This is a genomic window from Streptomyces sp. NPDC052496, assembly GCF_040679095.1.
Classification (GTDB): domain Bacteria; phylum Actinomycetota; class Actinomycetes; order Streptomycetales; family Streptomycetaceae; genus Streptomyces.
Genome location: NZ_JBFAUH010000051.1, coordinates 16,131 through 31,594, shown reverse-complemented (window position 1 = coordinate 31,594; position 15,464 = coordinate 16,131). Strand labels below are relative to the sequence as shown.

Sequence of the window (15,464 nt, the reverse complement as noted above, 5' to 3'; positions counted from 1 at the left end):
GGGCGCCCGGCGCGCCGGCCGGGGAGGGGAGCGGCCGTGACCGCCGTCCAACTGGCCGTCGCCGCCCTGACGTTGCTCAGCAACGCCTTCTTCGTCGGCGGCGAATTCGCGATGATCTCCGTACGGCGCAGCCAGATCGAGCCGCGCGCCGAGGCGGGGGACCGGCGGGCCGCCCGGGTGCTGTGGGGCCTGGAACACCTCTCCGAGATGCTCGCCACCGCCCAACTGGGCGTCACCGCCTCCTCGTTGCTCCTCGGCGCGATGGCCGAGCCCGCCATCGCCCACCTCGCCGAGCCGGTCTTCGAGGCGCTGCACGTCCCGCACGGGCTGGTGCACCCGATCGCGTTCGTGCTGGCGCTGACGCTGGCGACGTATCTGCACATGCTCGTCGGGGAGATGGTCCCCAAGAACGTCGCGCTGGCCGCGCCGGAACGGGCCGCGCTGCTGCTGGGGCCGCCGCTGGTGGGCCTCACCCGCGCGCTGCGCCCGGTCGTGGTGAGCATCAACGCCCTCGCCAACGCCCTGCTGCGGCTCGCCAGGACCGAGCCCCGCAACGAGGTCGCCGCCGCGTTCACGGACGAGGAACTCGCCCGTATCGTCCAGGAGTCGCGGCACGCCGGGCTGCTCTCCGACACCGGCGGCGAGCGGCTGCGGGACGCGCTGGAACTCGGCCGGCGGCCGGTCGGAAAGCTGCTCGTCCCGCTGGCGGAGATGGTCACCGTCGACCGCGACGTCACCCCCGACCAGCTGGAACGCACCGCGGCCCGGGCCGGTTTCTCCCGGCTGCCGGTCACCGGGCCGGCCGGTACGGTCCTCGGCTACCTGCACATCAAGGACACCCTCGGGGTCACGGACCGGGACCGGCCGTTCCCCCGGGAGGCGCTGCGCCCGATGCCCCGGGTGGGCTGTGAGACCCCGCTGGACGACACGCTGACCGCGATGCGGGTGGCCGGCACCCAGCTGGCCGCCGTCAGCGGTGAGCAGGGCGTGGTGCTCGGCTTCGTGACCATGACGGACGTGCTGGACGAGCTGGTGGGCCCGCCGGACCCGGCCCGCCGCCGCGGCGCGGACCGGGAACCGTGAGGGGGGGCGGCGAGACCGCGGTGCCGGTCGGGCACCGCGGCGGAAGGGGGCGCGTGGCGGAAGGGGGCGCGTGGCGGAAGGAGGCGCGTGGCCGAAGGAGGCGCGGGGCGCACCCGCGACAGAAGGGGGCGGGCGCGGCGCCCGCGGCGGAAGGGCCGGGCGGGAGGCCGCGGGTCAGTCGGACACCGCGGCGGAAGGCGACGGGCGGCCGGCCGGACGCCGCGGCCCGCCGGGCGGCTCGGCGCTCGTACGGGTGGCGGCGGGCGGGGCGTGGCCGTGGTGCTGCCGGGGCATGCTCGGCTCCAGTTCGACCAGGACGAGGGCGATGTCGTCGTCCTGGGCGCCGTGGGTGTGCCGGCACATCGTCGACAGCACCGCCTCGATCGCGTCGTTGAGATCGGGCAGCGAACAGGCCGGCAGCAGACCGGCCAGATCGATCATCGTGCCGTCGGGGTCGCGGGCCTCGGCGAGACCGTCGGTGTACAGCAGCAGCCGGTCTCCGGGGGACAGCTCCACCTCCTGCACGCGCGGCAGCGGGAGCAGCCCGATGGGGGTGGTCGGCTCGGCAGGGGTCAGCAAGACGGGCGGGCCGGCGGCGGGCAGGTGCAGGGGCGGGTGGTGGCCGCAGTTGACGAGCCGGAGCCGGCCGGGGGATATCTCGGCTATCACGGCGGTGATGAAGTCCTCGGGCCCCAGGTCGTCGACCAGCCGCCGGTCGACCTCCTCGGCCACCTCGGCGAGGTTGCTGCGGGTGTAGGCGCAGTCGCGGAAGTGCCCGATGGCCGCGGCGGACAGGCGTACCGCCTCCAGACCCTTGCCGCGTACGTCGCCGATCAGCACCCGCAGCCCGCTGGGGGTGTCGGCGAAGGCGTACAGGTCGCCGCCGATGACGGCGCGGGGCGCGGCGGAGCGGTAGCGGGCGCAGACCGAGGCCCCGCTGACCCGGAACGAGGTCGGCCGCAGGATGGCGCGCTGGGCGGCGGCCGCGACGCCGGCGAGCTGGTGGTCCAGGGCGGCCTGCCGGTCGGAGGCCCAGGTCGCGTAGGCCGCGGCGGCGGCGAGCACGGTCAGGGACAGCAGCTGGTCGGTGCGGCCCAGCGTGTGTTCGTGTCCGGCGACGGCCAGACCCAGGAGCAGGGCGGCGAACGAGGCCACGGCCGTGCATGCGCCTTCGAGTCTGGTCGCCGCCACCAGCGGGCCCACCAGGAGCAGCCCGGCCAGGCTGACGTCCGGGCCCAGTGCCAGGTCGCAGGCCGCGACGGCGGCTCCGGCCAGGGCCGTGAGCAGCAGCAGGGCGCCCTGTCGGACTTCGCGCATGTCCTCCCCTTCCCCCACGGCCGGTGCGGCTGCGCCCGGCCCGGCCGGCCACTCCCGCACGTCGCGGTTACTGTACGTATCCAATGGCGAAGTGATCGCCCAGGCTCTCGGCGGCCCGGCGGTCGCCGCGGATCGACACCCGAAGCGGCCTGTACACGGTTCTACCCACCTGCTGGCCAGCGAGAACCTCCTGGCCCGTCATATGGTCACATCAGTGTCGAACCGCAGGTGACCGGCCGTCCGCACCGTCGAAGACCAGCCATTCTGGTGACGGAGAGTGACAAGGTGGCGGTCCGTGAAAGGCCGCCGTACGGCGCCGGGAGCCGTCCGGACGGGGGCGCGTGGCGGGCGCACGGGAACACCGGTTCGCCCCGGACCGCACTCATCAGGGATGATGTCCTAGGAGCCGCATCCTGACCGGTGCCGGTTCGGAAGCTGACTCCCCACCCGCCCGAGCAGTAAACCCGCAGGTGAGAGAGCCAGTATGAAGTTTCTGAACGATGCCAAGCCGCCGTACGACCTGACGTACGACGATGTGTTCATGGTGCCCGGCCGCTCCGCGGTGGGCTCCCGCCAGGGCGTGGACCTGGCCTCGCCGGACGGCACCGGCACGACCATCCCGCTGGTGGTCGCCAACATGACGGCGATCGCCGGACGCCGGATGGCCGAGACCGTCGCCCGCCGCGGCGGCCTGGTCGTCATCCCGCAGGACATCCCGATCGAGGTCGTCACCGAGGTCGTCAGCTGGGTCAAGCGCCGCCACCTGGTCCTGGACACGCCGATCGTGCTGTCCCCGGTCGCCACCGTCGCCGACGCCCTGTCGCTGCTGCCCAAGCGGGCGCACGGCGCCGGGATCGTCGTCGAGGGCGGCCGCCCCGTCGGCATCGTCACCGAGCACGACCTGACCGGCGTGGACCGCTTCACCCAGGTCTCCGAGGTCATGTCCAAGGACCTGCTGGTCCTGGACGCGGACATCGACCCCCGCGAGGCGTTCAACCGGCTCGACGCCGCCAACCGCAAGCTGGCCCCCGCGGTCGACGCGGACGGCATGCTGGCGGGCATCCTGACCCGTAAGGGCGCCCTGCGCGCGACGCTGTACAAGCCCGCCACGGACGCCGACGGCAAGCTGCGCATCGCCGCCGCCGTGGGCATCAACGGCGATGTGGCCGGCAAGGCCAAGGCGCTGCTGGCGGCCGGTGTGGACACCCTCGTGGTGGACACCGCGCACGGCCACCAGGAGTCGATGATCAGCGCGGTCAAGGCCGTACGGGCGCTGGACCCGCAGGTGCCGATCGTGGCCGGCAACATCGTCGCCGCCTCGGGCGTACGCGACCTGATCGAGGCCGGCGCGGACATCGTCAAGGTCGGTGTGGGCCCGGGCGCCATGTGCACCACCCGCATGATGACCGGCGTGGGCCGTCCGCAGTTCTCCGCCGTCCTGGAGTGCGCCGCCGAGGCGAAGAAGTACGGCAAGCACGTCTGGGCGGACGGCGGCGTGCGCCACCCGCGCGACGTGGCGATGGCGCTGGCCGCCGGCGCGTCCAACGTGATGATCGGCTCCTGGTTCGCCGGTACGTACGAGTCGCCCGGCGACCTCCAGCACACCGCCGACGGCCGCCCGTACAAGGAGAGCTTCGGCATGGCCTCGGCGCGTGCGGTCCGCAACCGTACGAGTGAGGAGTCGGCGTACGACCGGGCGCGCAAGGGCCTGTTCGAGGAGGGCATCTCCACCTCGCGGATGTTCGTCGACCCGGCCCGCCCCGGCGTCGAGGACCTGATCGACTCGATCATCGCGGGCGTGCGCAGCTCCTGCACGTACGCGGGCGCGGCCTCCCTGGAGGAGTTCGCGGAGAAGGCCGTCGTCGGCGTGCAGAGCGCCGCGGGTTACGCGGAGGGCAAGCCGCTGCACGCCAGCTGGAGCTGATCCGCCGCCCGGCTGTGAAGCCACCCGTCCGGCCCCGTACCGAAACGTTTCGGTACGGGGCCGGACGCTTTGGGCGGCGGGAGGCGGGCGAGGTGGGCGAGAATGACCAACCGGTGAGATTTGTCGTTTGTGCGCAACGAACGACCGTTCCGCGACAAGGTGCGCAACGAAAGTTCACGGTTGCGCAAGGAACCTGCATTACGGCAGCTCACACCCGACCCGTACAGTCATGCGCTGTACGTGGAGTGGCGGGGACCGCCTGCTCGGCGGTTCCCCCCTTTCGTGACGTGGGTCGTTTCGGCGTACCCGCACACGGGGACCGCTGTCGGTCGTCCGCCACCTCGACCCGGCAGCGATGAAGGAGCCACCCCAGTGTTGGAGCACGGCGCAGCACCGCCCTCGGCGGGCAGCGATCCCCGGCCCCCCGCCCCCTCCGGGGGCCTCGGCGCCCGGCTCATGCGGCGCAAGCCCGTCGAGCGGCTGGTGGCCGAGGGCGGCCAGGGCGAGGGCGGCACCCTGCGCCGCTCGATGGGCATGTGGCAGCTGACCATGATCAGCATCGGTGCGACGCTGGGCACCGGCATCTTCGTCGTCCTCGGTGACGCGGTGCCCAAGGCCGGCCCGGCCGTCATCATCTCGTTCATCATCGCCGGGATCACCGCGCTGTTCTCCGCGCTGTCCTACGCGGAGCTGGCGGGCTCCATCCCGGTCTCCGGCTCCTCGTACTCCTACGCCTACGCCACCCTCGGCGAGCTGGTCGCCTGGGTCTGCGGCTGGTGCCTGATCCTGGAGTACGGCGTCTCCGTCGCGGCCGTCGCCGTCGGCTGGGGCGAGTACCTCAACGAACTGCTGGCCGGCACGATCGGTGTCACCCTCCCGGCCGCGCTGTCCGCGCCGCCCGGCGACGGCGGCGTCTTCAACCTCCCGGCGCTGATCGTCGTCCTGCTCGCCATGGTCTTCCTGCTGGGCGGCGCCAAGGAGAGCGCCCGCGCCAACACCATCATGGTGGCCGTCAAGATCGTCGCGCTGCTGCTGTTCTGCGGCGTCGCCGTCCAGGGCATCTCCTCCGGCAACTACGCCAACTTCATGCCGCTGGGCATCGCCGGCGTCAGCGGCGCCGGAGCCACCCTCTTCTTCTCCTACATCGGCTTCGACGCCGCCTCCACCGCGGGCGAGGAGGCCAAGAACCCGCAGCGCGACCTGCCGCGCGCGATCATGCTCTCGCTGATCATCGTCACCGCGCTGTACTGCCTGGTCGCCGCGGTCGCCGTCGGTGCCAAGCCCTGGAAGAACTTCGAGGGCTCGGAAGCGGCGCTCGCCGGGATCATGAAGGACGTCACCGGCCAGAGCTTCTGGGCCGTGCTGCTGGCCGCCGGCGCCGTCATCGCCATCGCCAGCGTCGTACTGACGGTGCTGTACGGGCAGACCCGCATCCTGTTCGCGATGTCCCGCGACGGCCTGGTCCCGAAGGTCTTCGCCAAGGTCCACCCGAAGAGCGGCGTGCCGCGCGCCAACACCGTGCTGGTCTCGCTGTTCTGCGGCATCCTGGCCGCCGCCGTCCCGCTCGGCCAGCTCGCCGACGCCACCAGCATCGGCACCCTCTTCGCCTTCGCGCTGGTCAACATCGCGGTGATCGTGCTCCGCTTCACCAAGCCGGACATGCCGCGCAGCTTCCGTACGCCGCTGTCGCCGGTCTTCCCCGCGCTCGGCCTGCTGATGTGCCTGTACATGATGTACAGCCTCGAAGTGATCACCTGGGTGGTCTTCGGTGTCTGGCTGGTCGTCGGGCTCGTGGTCTACTTCGTCTACGGCATGCGCCGCTCCCGATTGGCCACCGCAGAGAAGTGATCCACCCGCAGTGCGACAGATGAACGAACTCGACCAGCGCATCGTCCATGCCCTGGCGGAAGACGCCCGCCGCTCCTACGCCGACATCGGCTCGGAGGTCGGGCTCTCCGCCCCGGCGGTCAAACGCCGGGTGGACCGGCTGCGCGCCGAGGGCGCCATCACCGGGTTCACGGTACGGGTCGACCCGGCGGCGCTGGGCTGGGAGACCGAGGGGTTCATCGAGCTGTTCTGCCGCCGCAACACCTCACCGGACTCCATCCACCGGGGTCTGTCGCGCTACCCGGAAGTGGCGTCCGCCTCCACCGTCACCGGTGAGGCGGACGCCATCGTCCAGGTCTTCGCCTCCGACATGCGGCACTTCGAACGGGTGCTGGAGCGCATCGCGGGGGAGCCGTTCGTGGAACGCACGAAATCGGTGCTGGTCCTCTCGCCGCTGCTGCGGCGCTTCAGCTCGGGGTCGCCGGGCTGAGGGAACGGCCGCCGCCGGAACGGCCCGTTCCGGCGGCGGTGTCGAACGGGCCGTGCGCGACGTCCGGCGGCCGGAACCGGACGGAGCGAGCCGGTGTCCGACCGGCTCGGTGAGCGGGACCACCGCATCGTCCTCACGGCCGGCGGGCGGCGGCCCGATGCCGGCCGTCGGGGAGACGCCCCGGGACTGAGGGCCGGGGCACGGGGGCGGCCCGGCGGGCCCGTGGTCAGCCGCTCAGCAGGGCGAGTGCGCCGCCCAGGATCATCAGGCCGCAGATGCCCAGGTTGACCAGCTTGTAGGAGAGGAAGACCGCGGCGAACTCGCGGATGGTGGCGCTCGGCCAGAAGTACGCGGCGGTGGGGGCGCCGACGACCTGGCCGTTGACGCCGGCGCGGCGGGCCAGCAGGGCGGCGCGCAGGACGTGGTAGTTGTTCGTGACGATCACGCAGCGGTGGTCCGGCACCGTCTGCTCCATGATCTTCTTGCTGAACGCCAGGTTCTCCTCGGTGGTCCTGGACTGCTCCTCGCACAGGATCCGGTCCGCGGGGAAGCCGCGCTCGATCAGGTAGTCCGCCATCGCCCGGGCCTCCGGAAGCTGCTCGTCGGGGCCCTGGCCGCCCGAGGTGAGCAGCATCGGCGGGTTGCCGCGCCGCGCCTGGCGCTCGTACACCGCACGGGCCCGCTCCAGCCGGTTCGCCAGCAGCGGCGGTACGCGTGTGCCGCCGATCAGCCCGGAGCCCAGGACCACCACGAAGTCGGCGTTGCGCCGCACCCGCAGCCGCCCGTAGAGGAACGCGTAGCCGACGAAGCACAGGAAGAGGAAGGAGACGTAGCCGACGACCAGCAGGGTGGTGCCGGCCAGCGCCACCAGGGTGCGTGACGCGGTGCCGACCGCCGTGATCAGCAGCGCGATGACCGCGAAGATCCCCACCCCGGCCAGCAGCGACAGCAGGTTCGCCAGACTGCGGCCCTCCTTGCGGACCATCTTCACCCCGTTGAGGATCAGGAAGACCCCCAGCACCAGGACGCCGAGCGAGGGCAGCAGGAGAATCAGCACGGTGACCGCCACGGCCGCCGCCGTGTGCATCCGCTGCACCTGTATGAGCAGGGCCGGGACCAGGAAGACGACGGTCAGGCCCAGGTAGACGGCGTTGCTGAAGCGGCGCCGGTCGCGCAGCACACCGATGACGAACAGCGCGAAGAAGAGGGCCGGTAGGGCGTACGCGAGCATGAGCACATCGTAGCCAGGGCGATCTTGTGTTCGATGCCGCTCGCGGCAGCTGATCCGGCCGGTCCGCGCCCGGCCGCGCGGCCGGACGCGGGGCGGTGACGGGCGCCGTCAGCCGACGGGTTCGTCCCACGGGACGACGGTGAAGTCACCGCGCTCCACGGTCTCGAACGGCGCCGAACTGACGCACGGGGGAAGGTCCTTGGTGTCCGCCGGGCCCGCGGTGGCCGCCCAGCTGTAGCCCAGCCGGTCCCCGGTGCCCCGGCCGCCGACGTCGTGGACGGAGAAGCCGACCCGCTTGCCCTTGAGCCCGCGAATGTCGGTCGCTGTCACGATGCCGCTGGTCACCGCGACCTTCCCGCCGGTCACCAGGCAGTCGACACGGCCCTTCGCCCAGCCGCTGCCGCCCTTGCCGACGTGTCGGAACGCGAAGGTGCCGCGGGCCTTGTCGGGCGTCTCGTCCCTGCGGAAGCGCGCGTCGAAGGAGAAGCGGACATCGTCACCGTCGGCGCGGCGGAGCTTCGCGGACCCGGTCAGCCGAGGGTCCTCCTGGGTTCCGGCGGCGCTCTGCGCGGTGGCAGGCCGGGCCGTGGGATGGGCCGCGTCGGCCGAAGGCACGGCGAGGGCGGTACCGGCCGCGCCGGCGGCCAGCAGGGCGGCGGCCGGGACGGCGAGGACGCGTAGGCGTCTGCGAGTGGTGGTGCGGGTGGTGCTGTCGGTGTTGTCGGCGTGGTGGTTGTGGTGGTGGGTGCGATTGCGGACAGAACGGTTCATGGCGGACCTTCCCCCTGGCGGATCACGTCGTACACGGCAGGAATCACGGTCGTACGCCCGGGCGTCCCGGGCCCTACGAACGATGCCGTCCGGCGACGCGCGCCACATCGGGCCCGGGAGCGACCTCCGCTCCGCCGCGTGGCGGGGTCACGGTGCGACCGGGGGAGGAGCCGGCCCCGCGCGCCGTACCGTCGTGGCCCCACAGGCGACCCACCACCCCCTGCCGCACCACGCGGCGCAACGAATCGCCGCATCCGGCGGACAACACGCAACGAATCGCCTGCCAGCACGCAATGGTGACGCCTTGTACCGGCGGTTCGGCGAACCGTACCGTCTAGGCGTCCCGCCGATCGCCGGGCCGCCGCGGCGCCGCAGTGCCCGCGCCGGCCGTTCCGGTCCGCCCGTACGTGTCCTCCGAGGGGTTCCATGTCGTCGCTGCGCACCGCCCTGCTCCAGAGTTCGGGACGGCCCGGCGACGTCGCGTACAACCTGCGCGCCGTCGAGGACGCCGCGCGCGAGGCGGCGGCGGGCGGCGCCGGGCTGCTGGCCTGCCCGGAGCTGTTCCTGACCGGCTACGCTATAGGTGAAGGCCTGCACCAACTCGCCGAGCCCGCCGACGGCCCGGCCGCCCGGGCGGTGGCGCGCACAGCTGCCGAGCACGGTATCGCGGTGCTCTACGGCTATCCGGAGCGCGACGGCGCGGCCGTGTACAACTCGGCGCAGCTGATCGGCCCCGACGGGCAGCCGCTGGCGAACTACCGCAAGACCCACCTGTTCGGCTGCTTCGAGCGCGACTGGTTCACCCCGGGAGACGTCCCGGTCGTCCAGGCGGAGCTGGGCGGACTGCGGATCGGCCTGATGATCTGCTACGACGTGGAGTTCCCGGAGAACGTCCGCGCGCACGCGCTGGCCGGCACCGACCTGCTGCTGGTGCCCACCGCCCAGCTGCACCCCTTCCAGTTCGTCGCCGAGTCGCTGATACCGGTCCGGGCCTTCGAGAGTCAGCTCTCCATCGCCTACGTCAACCGGACCGGCCCGGAGGGCGACTTCGAGTTCGTCGGCCTGAGCTGTCTGGCCGGCCCGGACGGCACCGTACGCGCCCGCGCCGGGCGGGGCGAGGAAATGGTGTTCGGCGAGGTCGACGCCGGTCTGCTCAAGCGCTCGCGCGAGGACAACCCGTACCTCGCCGACCGGCGCCCCGGCCTCTACGGCTCGCTCACCTGACCCCGCCACCCGCCCGAACCACCCCCACAGCGGCGCCACCGCGCCGCCCGCACGCCTGCCCGCGCGCACCCGCACCCCCCTCATGTACCTGCCTGCAAGGAGCCCGAACCGATGACCGTGCCCACCGCCGCCCAGCACGCGGACGCCCAGCCGCCCATCACCATGTTCGGGCCGGACTTCCCGTACGCGTACGACGACTTCCTCGCCCACCCGGCGGGCCTGGGCCAGGTGCCCGCCACCGAGCACGGCAAGGAGGTCGCCGTCATCGGCGGCGGCCTGTCCGGCATCATCACGGCGTACGAGCTGATGAAGATGGGCCTCAAGCCCGTCGTCTACGAGGCGGACCAGATAGGCGGCCGGCTGCGCACCGTCGGCTTCGAGGGCTGCGACCCGGGGCTGACCGCGGAAATGGGCGCGATGCGCTTCCCGCCGTCCTCCACCGCCCTCCAGCACTACATCGACCTGGTGGGCCTGAAGACCAAGCCGTTCCCCAACCCGCTGGCGCCCGACACCCCGTCGACCGTCGTCGACCTCAAGGGCGAGTCGCACTACGCGCGCACCGTCGAGGACCTGCCCGAGGTCTACCACCAGGTCATGGACGCCTGGAACGCCTGCCTGGAGGAGGGCGCGGACTTCTCCGACATGAACCGCGCCATCCGCGAGCGCGACGTGCCCCGCATCCGGGAGATCTGGGCGCGCCTGGTCGAGAAGCTCGACAACCAGACGTTCTACGGCTACCTCTGCGACTCCACCGCCTTCAAGTCCTTCCGGCACCGTGAGATCTTCGGCCAGGTCGGCTTCGGCACCGGCGGCTGGGACACCGACTTCCCCAACTCCATCCTGGAGATCCTGCGCGTCGTCTACACCGAGGCCGACGACCACCACCGCGGCATCGTCGGCGGCAGCCAGCAGCTGCCGCTGCGGCTGTGGGAGCGCGAGCCGGAGAAGATCATCCACTGGGCGCCGGGCACCTCGCTGTCCTCGCTGCACGACGGTACGCCGCGCCCCGCGGTCACCCGGCTGCACCGTACGGCCGGCAACCGCATCACCGTCACGGACGCGAGCGGCGACATCCGTACGTACGAGGCGGCCGTCTTCACCGCGCAGTCCTGGATGCTGCTCTCCAAGATCGCCTGTGACGACGCGCTGTTCCCCATCGACCACTGGACGGCGATGGAGCGCACCCACTACATGGAGTCGTCCAAGCTGTTCGTGCCGGTGGACCGGCCGTTCTGGCTGGACAAGGCCGTCGACGACGAAGGCAACGAGACCGGCCGGGACGTGATGAGCATGACGCTCACCGACCGGATGACCCGCGGCACCTACCTGCTCGACGACGGCCCCGACAAGCCGGCCGTCATCTGCCTCTCCTACACCTGGTGCGACGACAGCCTGAAGTGGCTGCCGCTGAACGCCAACGACCGTATGGAGGTCATGCTCAAGTCGCTCTCGGAGATCTATCCGAAGGTCGACATCCGGAAGCACATCATCGGCAACCCGGTGACCGTCTCCTGGGAGAACGAGCCGTACTTCATGGGCGCGTTCAAGGCCAACCTGCCGGGCCACTACCGCTACCAGCGGCGGCTGTTCACCCACTTCATGCAGGACCGGCTGCCCGAGGACAAGCGCGGCCTGTTCCTCGCGGGCGACGACATCTCCTGGACGGCGGGCTGGGCCGAGGGCGCCGTGCAGACCGCGCTGAACGCGGTGTGGGGCGTGATGACCCACTTCGGCGGCAGCACCGACGCGTCCAACCCCGGCCCCGGTGACGTGTACGACGAGATCGCGCCGGTCGAGCTGCCGGAGGACTGACCGGGCACGGGTCCGGTACGGCACGCCGTACCGGACCCGTCGCGACCGCTTCAGCCCAGCGGCGTCAGCAGGCAGCGGCCCACCAGACCCACGCCCGACCCGAGCCGCTCGGCGAACTCGCGCGCCGTCTCGGGCAGGGCGCGCAGGCTCCACAGCACCCGCGCCGCCGCCCACGCGCCGTCCCGGGCCATCTCCAGGCTCCAGGAACCGGCGAGGTGGGTGAGCGGGTCGGCGACGTCCAGCAGGTCGGGGCCGGGCATCAGGCTCTCCCTGATGCGTTCCTCCATGCCCTCCAGGAGATCGCCGACCCGGTCGAAGTCCGCGGCCAGGGCGGCCGGTTCGCACTCCAGGGTGCGGCAGGTGCCCACGACGGCCAGCGCCAGGTCGTGGCCGATGTGCGCGTTGATCCCGGCCAGTGCGAACTGCAGCGGCCGTACGCCGGGGTGGCGCCGCAGCTGGAACAGCGGGCGCCAGCAGGCCGGTACGGTCAGCCCGGCGCCGGCCGCGTCCACCGCGGCGAGGTAGCGCCGGGCGAAGACCGCGTCCAGCTCGCCCGCCGCCGACGGGTCCTGGAAACCGCCCGCGCCGAGACGCCGGGCGATCTCCTCGGTGACGGACAGGTACACCCGGTTGAACACGGCGATGCCGTCGGCGGGCGGCAGCGTGGCCTCCAGCACCCGCATCCGGGCCAGGACGGCGGCCACGGGGGCCACGGCGGCCGGGGACGCGGCGGCCTGCGGTGCCGCCGTGCCCGGCCGGGCCGCGGGTGGGGCCGTCGTGTCCTCCGGGCGGCCCGGGACCTGCTGAGTCGTCGTCATGCGCACAGGCTGACAGCCGGGCGCTCACCGGGGGCGGCCGTCCGGCGACAGATGACCGGTTCGGGGTAATCCGCGGTGGTCCCGGGTCCGCACGCCGCCTGCCCGCCGATCACTGTTCAGCCAAAACCCCACCGGCGCTCGCCCGGAGAGATTATTTTCAGCCTCCGACACGTGGCCCGTTCCTGCCGAAGGGCCGCCGCACACCGGAGGTCGAAGATGCCCCGAAGACTCGCCGCTGCCCTGTCGGCCTCGGCCATGACCGTGACCGCCCTGGTGGCGGCCACCGCACCGGCGCAGGCCGCGCCCGCCGACACGTCCCAGGTGCTGGCCGGCTGGACGCAGACCGACGCCGGCAGCTACCGCGGCTGGGTCGCGGCCCGCGGGAACCAGGGCAAGTGGTCGGCGTACGCGTTCGACTGGAGCACGGACTACTGCTCCAAGTCGCCCGACAACCCCTTCGGCTTCCCCTTCGAGACCTCGTGCGCACGCCACGACTTCGGCTACCGCAACTACAAGAAGGCCGGCACCTTCACGGCGAACAAGCCGCGCCTGGACAGCGCGCTGTACGAGGACCTCAAGCGGGTCTGCGCCCAGTACGACGGCGCGAAGAAGTCCTCGTGCAAAGCGCTTGCCTGGACGTACTACGAGGCGGTCAAGAAGCTCGGCTGAAGCGGCGTCCGCAGGGCCGGGACGGCGGGGTGGGCGCGCGTCACGCCTTCGCGCGCGGCCCTTCCGGCCCGTCCCCTTCCGGCCCGTCCCCTTCCGGCCCGTCCCCTTCCGGCCCGTCCGTCCCGCCCGGTGCCTGCTCGTCGTACGCGCTGGTCCCCTCGTCGAGCAGCGGCTCCTGCTGCTTCAGGTGCGCGGGGGCCAGCGCGCGCAGCACGTGGTAGCCGGAGAGCACCACGATCGTGCCGAGCGCGATGCCGCCCAGCTCGAAGTTGTCGCTGATCTTCAGGCTGACGCCGCCGATGCCGATCACGACGCCCGCGGCGACCGGCACCAGGTTCAGCGGATTGCGCAGGTCCACCTTGTTGTGCACCCAGATCTGCGCGCCGAGCAGGCCGATCATGCCGTACAGGATGACGGTGATGCCGCCCAGCACACCGCCGGGGATCGCGGCCACCACCGCACCGAACTTCGGGCACAGGCCGAAGAGCAGCGCGAAGGCGGCCGCCGCCCAGTAGGCCGCGGTGGAGTAGACGCGGGTCGCCGCCATCACACCGATGTTCTCCGAGTACGTGGTGTTGGGCGGGCCGCCGAGCGCGGTGGAGAGCATCGAGCCCGCGCCGTCGGCCGAGATCGCGGTGCCCAGCTTGTCGTCGAGCGGGTCGCCGGTCATCTCGCCGACCGCCTTGACGTGCCCGGCGTTCTCGGCCACCAGCGCGATCACCACCGGCAGCGCGACCAGGACCGCGGACCACTGGAAGGACGGCGCGTGGAAGGAGGGCAGGCCGATCCACTCGGCCTTGCCGACGCCGGAGAGGTCCAGGCGCCAGTGGTCGGTGACCTGCCCGGCCCCGTTCGCCGAGTGGATCCTGCCGAGGACCAGGTCGAGGACCCAGGAGAGGCCGTACCCGAAGACCAGCCCCAGGAAGATCGCGACACGTGACCAGAAACCGCGCAGGCAGACCACCGCCAGCCCGGTGAAGAGCATGGTCAGCAGCGCCACCCACTGGTCCTGCGGCCAGTACGTACGGGCCGTCACCGGCGCCAGGTTGAAGCCGATGAGCATCACGACGGCGCCGGTGACCACCGGCGGCATCGCCGCGTGGATGATGCGCGCACCGAACCGCTGGACCGCCAGCCCCACGAGGAAGAGCGCCGCGCCGACCACGAAGACCGCGCCGGTGACGGTGGCGCTGCTGCCGCCCTGCGCGCGGATCACGGCCGCGACACCGACGAAGGAGAGCGAGCAGCCGAGGTAGGACGGCACCCGGCCGCGCGTGGCCAGCAGGAAGATGACGGTCGAGACGCCCGACATCATGATGGCGAGGTTGGGGTCCAGGCCCATCAGCACCGGGGCGACGAAGCTGGCGCCGAACATCGCGACCACGTGCTGTGCGCCGAGGCCGGCGGTACGGGGCCAGGACAGCCGCTCGTCCGGTCTGACGACGGCTCCGGGGGCGGGGGTGCGCCCGTCGCCGTGCACGGTCCAGCGCACACCGAGGCCCATGAGGTGCTCCACTTCTTCACATACGTCGCGGGGGTCGGCCGGGCGGGGCGCCGGCCGGGTCATGTTAGGACGGCACAAGGCCGGCTCGGGGCGACCGGACCGGCGGGCTCGCCGGGCGGCACGGCCCGCCCCGGCGGCCGGAGCATTTTAAGCAGGCGCTTACGATGGCTGTGTTCACTTCTTGAACAGTCAACAGCATCGGGCGGCGCCCGCCGTGCCCCACGGACCGGCCGCCGCCCGCCGCACGTCAGCGGCCCCGGCCGCCGCAGAACCAGGAGTACCGACCCGTGAGCGTCGAAGCCCTAGAGGCCGCCCCCGCCGTCCCGTACGGACAGCTGGTCCCCGTCACCGTGCACTTCGACGACCTCGACGCGCTCGGCATGCTGCACAACTCGCGCTACCCGCTGCTCGTCGAGCGCGCCTGGGCCGAGTTCTGGCACGGCCGCGGCTACGGCTTCGACGGGGACTGGGCGGCGGCCGGCGACATGTGCAACGTGATCAAGGAGATGCAGGTCTCCTACGAGCAGCCGGTCACCCGGCCCGGGTACTACGCCGCCCACCTGTGGGTCGAGAAGCTGGGCCGCACCTCCCTGCGGTACGGCTTCCGCCTCTGCTCCGCCGACGGCCGGCAGACCTACGCGCGCGGCCACCGCGTCCTGGTACGCGTCGACCCGCAGGCGCTGCGGCCCACCCCCTGGTCGGACCACGCCCGGGAGACAGCCACCGAGCTGCTGCACCCGGAGGCGCAGGCCGCCTGAGCCCACCGTGGTCACCCCTGCCGGGCAGGGGTGACC

13 protein-coding genes are annotated in these 15,464 nt (G+C 72.3%); 8 read left to right on the top strand and 5 right to left on the bottom strand.

The features are described from left to right. The first annotated feature begins 36 nt into the window (after window positions 1-36). Window positions 37-1,083 carry a hemolysin family protein gene (locus AB0L45_RS38310; protein ID WP_365848411.1) on the top strand — a complete coding sequence of 349 codons (1,047 nt, stop codon included), beginning with the start codon at window positions 37-39 and terminating at the stop codon, window positions 1,081-1,083. A gap of 174 nt (window positions 1,084-1,257) precedes the next feature. Here the strand turns inward: AB0L45_RS38310 and AB0L45_RS38305 are convergent, their stop codons facing one another. Continuing rightward, window positions 1,258-2,400: a PP2C family protein-serine/threonine phosphatase gene (locus AB0L45_RS38305; protein WP_365848410.1), complete on the bottom strand. Its 1,143-nt coding sequence runs from the start codon at window positions 2,398-2,400 to the stop codon at window positions 1,258-1,260. 484 nt (window positions 2,401-2,884) lie between these two features. On the opposite strand from AB0L45_RS38305, the gene AB0L45_RS38300 reads away from it, so the two are divergent. From AB0L45_RS38300 to AB0L45_RS38290, 3 genes are all read left to right on the top strand, one after another. Continuing rightward, window positions 2,885-4,324: a GuaB1 family IMP dehydrogenase-related protein gene (locus tag AB0L45_RS38300; protein WP_365848409.1), complete on the top strand. Its 1,440-nt coding sequence runs from the start codon at window positions 2,885-2,887 to the stop codon at window positions 4,322-4,324. Between the two features lie 372 nt (window positions 4,325-4,696). Beyond that, window positions 4,697-6,172 (top strand): amino acid permease, encoded by a 1,476-nt coding sequence (locus tag AB0L45_RS38295; RefSeq protein WP_365848408.1) that lies wholly within the window; start codon window positions 4,697-4,699, stop codon window positions 6,170-6,172. 19 nt (window positions 6,173-6,191) lie between these two features. Next, the gene (locus tag AB0L45_RS38290; RefSeq protein WP_365848406.1) at window positions 6,192-6,641 is read left to right on the top strand and encodes an Lrp/AsnC family transcriptional regulator; all 450 of its coding nucleotides are present in this window, start codon (window positions 6,192-6,194) and stop codon (window positions 6,639-6,641) included. A 226-nt stretch (window positions 6,642-6,867) separates the two neighbouring features. On the opposite strand, the gene AB0L45_RS38285 is transcribed toward AB0L45_RS38290, so the two are convergent. Together AB0L45_RS38285 and AB0L45_RS38280 are read right to left on the bottom strand one after the other, a co-directional pair. Then, complete coding sequence (locus AB0L45_RS38285; protein ID WP_365848405.1) at window positions 6,868-7,872, bottom strand: YdcF family protein; 1,005 nt, start codon at window positions 7,870-7,872, stop codon at window positions 6,868-6,870. 108 nt (window positions 7,873-7,980) lie between these two features. Next, window positions 7,981-8,643 carry a Repetin gene (locus AB0L45_RS38280; RefSeq protein ID WP_365848404.1) on the bottom strand — a complete coding sequence of 221 codons (663 nt, stop codon included), beginning with the start codon at window positions 8,641-8,643 and terminating at the stop codon, window positions 7,981-7,983. 426 nt (window positions 8,644-9,069) lie between these two features. Here AB0L45_RS38280 and AB0L45_RS38275 point away from each other — a divergent pair, with 426 nt between their 5' ends. Together AB0L45_RS38275 and AB0L45_RS38270 are read left to right on the top strand one after the other, a co-directional pair. Continuing rightward, window positions 9,070-9,867 (top strand): carbon-nitrogen hydrolase family protein, encoded by a 798-nt coding sequence (locus tag AB0L45_RS38275; protein ID WP_365848403.1) that lies wholly within the window; start codon window positions 9,070-9,072, stop codon window positions 9,865-9,867. Between the two features lie 111 nt (window positions 9,868-9,978). Next, complete coding sequence (locus AB0L45_RS38270) at window positions 9,979-11,679, top strand: NAD(P)/FAD-dependent oxidoreductase (protein WP_365848402.1); 1,701 nt, start codon at window positions 9,979-9,981, stop codon at window positions 11,677-11,679. A gap of 50 nt (window positions 11,680-11,729) precedes the next feature. Here the strand turns inward: AB0L45_RS38270 and AB0L45_RS38265 are convergent, their stop codons facing one another. After that, window positions 11,730-12,497 carry a DUF5995 family protein gene (locus AB0L45_RS38265; protein ID WP_365848401.1) on the bottom strand — a complete coding sequence of 256 codons (768 nt, stop codon included), beginning with the start codon at window positions 12,495-12,497 and terminating at the stop codon, window positions 11,730-11,732. 216 nt (window positions 12,498-12,713) lie between these two features. On the opposite strand from AB0L45_RS38265, the gene AB0L45_RS38260 reads away from it, so the two are divergent. Next, window positions 12,714-13,166, top strand: a complete 453-nt coding sequence (locus tag AB0L45_RS38260) for a phospholipase (RefSeq protein ID WP_365848400.1) — start codon at window positions 12,714-12,716, stop codon at window positions 13,164-13,166. 40 nt (window positions 13,167-13,206) lie between these two features. Here the strand turns inward: AB0L45_RS38260 and AB0L45_RS38255 are convergent, their stop codons facing one another. Then, on the bottom strand, window positions 13,207-14,670 hold the full coding sequence (locus tag AB0L45_RS38255) for a solute carrier family 23 protein (RefSeq protein WP_365848399.1): 1,464 nt from the start codon (window positions 14,668-14,670) through the stop codon (window positions 13,207-13,209). Between the two features lie 287 nt (window positions 14,671-14,957). Between AB0L45_RS38255 and AB0L45_RS38250 the strand changes: the two genes are divergently transcribed. Continuing rightward, complete coding sequence (locus AB0L45_RS38250) at window positions 14,958-15,428, top strand: thioesterase family protein (protein WP_365848398.1); 471 nt, start codon at window positions 14,958-14,960, stop codon at window positions 15,426-15,428. Window positions 15,429-15,464: the final 36 nt, after the last annotated feature.

Coding starts and splice junctions, on each gene's coding strand:
- AB0L45_RS38305 (WP_365848410.1), bottom strand. CDS start 2,400: ATGCGCGAAGTCCGACAGGGCGCCCTGCTGCTGCTCACGGCCCTGGCC.
- AB0L45_RS38300 (WP_365848409.1), top strand. CDS start 2,885: ATGAAGTTTCTGAACGATGCCAAGCCGCCGTACGACCTGACGTACGAC.
- AB0L45_RS38290 (WP_365848406.1), top strand. CDS start 6,192: ATGAACGAACTCGACCAGCGCATCGTCCATGCCCTGGCGGAAGACGCC.
- AB0L45_RS38285 (WP_365848405.1), bottom strand. CDS start 7,872: ATGCTCGCGTACGCCCTACCGGCCCTCTTCTTCGCGCTGTTCGTCATC.
- AB0L45_RS38280 (WP_365848404.1), bottom strand. CDS start 8,643: ATGAACCGTTCTGTCCGCAATCGCACCCACCACCACAACCACCACGCC.
- AB0L45_RS38275 (WP_365848403.1), top strand. CDS start 9,070: ATGTCGTCGCTGCGCACCGCCCTGCTCCAGAGTTCGGGACGGCCCGGC.
- AB0L45_RS38270 (WP_365848402.1), top strand. CDS start 9,979: ATGACCGTGCCCACCGCCGCCCAGCACGCGGACGCCCAGCCGCCCATC.
- AB0L45_RS38265 (WP_365848401.1), bottom strand. CDS start 12,497: ATGACGACGACTCAGCAGGTCCCGGGCCGCCCGGAGGACACGACGGCC.
- AB0L45_RS38260 (WP_365848400.1), top strand. CDS start 12,714: ATGCCCCGAAGACTCGCCGCTGCCCTGTCGGCCTCGGCCATGACCGTG.
- AB0L45_RS38255 (WP_365848399.1), bottom strand. CDS start 14,670: ATGGGCCTCGGTGTGCGCTGGACCGTGCACGGCGACGGGCGCACCCCC.